At 34.3% G+C, this 2,496-nt stretch carries 2 protein-coding genes; both read right to left on the bottom strand.

The window, feature by feature from the left end; all coding sequences use genetic code 11:
- The coding region (locus tag RRG12_RS42955; RefSeq protein WP_420763275.1) for a 4-Cys prefix domain-containing protein at positions 1-550 on the bottom strand (550 nt) is incomplete at its 3' end.
- A complete protein-coding gene (locus RRG12_RS42950) occupies positions 547-1,977 on the bottom strand; it encodes an NB-ARC domain-containing protein (RefSeq protein ID WP_420763082.1) in 1,431 nt (476 codons plus the stop codon). The genes RRG12_RS42950 and RRG12_RS42955, both read right to left, overlap by 4 nt.
- Between the last annotated feature and the right edge of the window lie 519 nt (positions 1,978-2,496).

Raw genomic sequence — 2,496 nt, 5'->3', positions numbered from 1 at the left:
GCTTAATATCTCTATGAAACACACCAGAGCGGTGAACTAAATCAAGAATATCCATTAATTGTGAAAGCCAATCAAGTGCTAGGCTCTGAGTAATTTTTCCATAAGATTTTATCCACTTCCCTAAATCCTCTCCTTCAAACTTCTGCATTACTAAGCAATGCAATTCTAAACGATTGTCATTCAGCCTCAAAGCAAAATAATCTCCTCTATTAGACTTAGGAATTCCAGGATGGTCAAGAATTTGTAATAAAATTGATTCTCGTCGAAGCAGTTCAACTAATTTAGGCTCGTCTATCCATTTTAAGATTTTCATTACTTTTCTTTGAGGGTGTGGATGGGATTCTGTGCTATCATCCTCATCCTCGACAATACCAACGTCTTCAACCTCAAAAATATCTGTATAAGTATATGGATCTCTATCTAAAGAACGTAACGGATGTAACAAACGAAAACGTTTGTTTATTAATAAAGAATTCCCGCAAGCTAAACAATTTTCAATATCATCAGGATTATGGCGCTGAATACAAAGAGGATTTATACAGTAGCTCACATTCGCTCCTGAACGCCATTACTTGTTTGTGATGCACTTGTCTTATCGTACACCAAGCCAAGTGCATCGACCAAAATATACTTCTTAACTACTGGTTCCAAGCTATAACAAACTTCCTGTTTCCTTGATTTTCTACTAGTTTCAATTAATGAACGTTCATCTAAGGTTTCCATTGCTGTTATTACTTCAGAAACTGACACTTTTAAACCTAATCGTTCTTTTAATCCACTAACAAGCTTAAAAAAAGGAATTGGAGTTGAATCTTTTGATAACTCTTCTGCTAAAAAAATCATGATTTGTCTTTGGAGATCGCTTAAAAAACCAGCTTGTCCAAATTGCATATTAAGCATTACTTTAAGTCTAGGTCCAATTACCGTAGTTTCATAATCAAAGAATTTTTGGACATTTCCTCCAAAAATGCGATTAATTCGTTCAGCAACTGTATCTAACTCTGATGGATTTCCGCGATAATTTTCAATTAATTGTATACATCCGTCCCCAAACAATCCTTTATCATGTAGCATTTGCATTGCAGCGTTTGAGTCTAAGCCTTCCAAGCGTAAAGATTCAATAGGCAAACTTTGAGTTACGTAAGCAATGTCCTTTAAAGGCACTTGACTCGTTACTAATACACAACTTTTATGACGACCTTTTGTAATTCCGACAAAAAAATCTTCATATTCTAATCTTCTTTTAAAACTCTCTACTTGTGCCACTTTTTCAAAACCATCTAATATTAGTAAACACCGATGTAAATGAAAATGCTTTGATAGCAAAGAAATTTTTTCTAGCAAAGTTTCTTTCTCTGCCTCTAAGTCAAAAATGCTAATTAATTCAGTGACTACTTCATCAATCGAGGAATAACGAGTAACTGTATTCCAAACGATGTATTCATATGCATCTGATTTATCTAAAAGTATTTCTTCGATTACTTTTGCTACCAATAAACTTTTACCTATTCCTCCTATTCCAGTTATGGCTATGCAAGATTTTTTAGAAAAATTAATTTGCTTTTTTAAATCAATAATTTCTTTTTTTCTACCATAGAAAAATGCTACTTTAGGCAACTCTCCATATATTCTCGTCTTGCCCACAAGACAATCATCGTCCAGCCTAGATGCTTCCAGCTTAATACAATGCTCTTTTGCTACTTTAAGCAAAATATTTTTTAAAGTTATTTTTTTTACCTGCACCCCATTACCGATAACTTTTGAAAGTGTTGTCCATAACTGTGGTCCAACTTCCTGCTGCAAATAATACCCACTGTATCCAGAATCACTTGCTATTTCCTTATAGTCTTTACCATGCCAAGACCCTTCAATTACAATCTTTTCAGCTTTAGTCAAACGTTTTCCAGTATAACTAAGAACTTGATCTTCTAGTATGTCAAGTACTGATTTTATGTCTAAATTTTGACTTGAGTTCATATTTAAGCCGTAATACCACTACAAACAGTACTGTCTTTCATGTTACTTATGAGCAATCTTGTCAACCCCTATTCCCTTTACAATTATTAACTTAGAGTAGGGATTACAATCTGCGCTTCAAGTTATAAGATATAAAATGTTACATGGCTTAGATAGATAGCAATAGATACCTGTGAATACATTTTCACGGTTATAGGTTAACTATTTTAAAGCTGAAATTGACCAATCTCCTACCAGCAACTACCTTCCATAGGTAGCTAGACTTACTGACAAAACCGAGCATCAGGTCTAATTGTAACATTTGGCGCAGGTTTACTTAAGTCAAAACCCTTCCCCTGATAGCAGAGTTGGGACAAATATCATAAGTGTGGAGAGTTTAAAAGTGAAAAGTAAAAATCTCACAGAACAACAGATGACCAGAACTTCTGTAAGATCAAGTTATTATCTACGTAAAGTCGAAAATAGAGGTGAATATACAACAATGCCTGCATTTAACGCACAAAGCGCCACTAAGGAGTA

Source organism: Nostoc sp. CALU 546 (assembly GCF_048836525.1).
Note: the sequence above shows the minus strand (reverse complement) of the source record. Positions and strands in the feature narration are given on the sequence as shown.

What these genes read in the sequence shown, in the direction of transcription:
- RRG12_RS42950 (WP_420763082.1), bottom strand. Translation starts at nt 1,977, where the DNA reads ATGAACTCAAGTCAAAATTTAGACATAAAATCAGTACTTGACATACTA.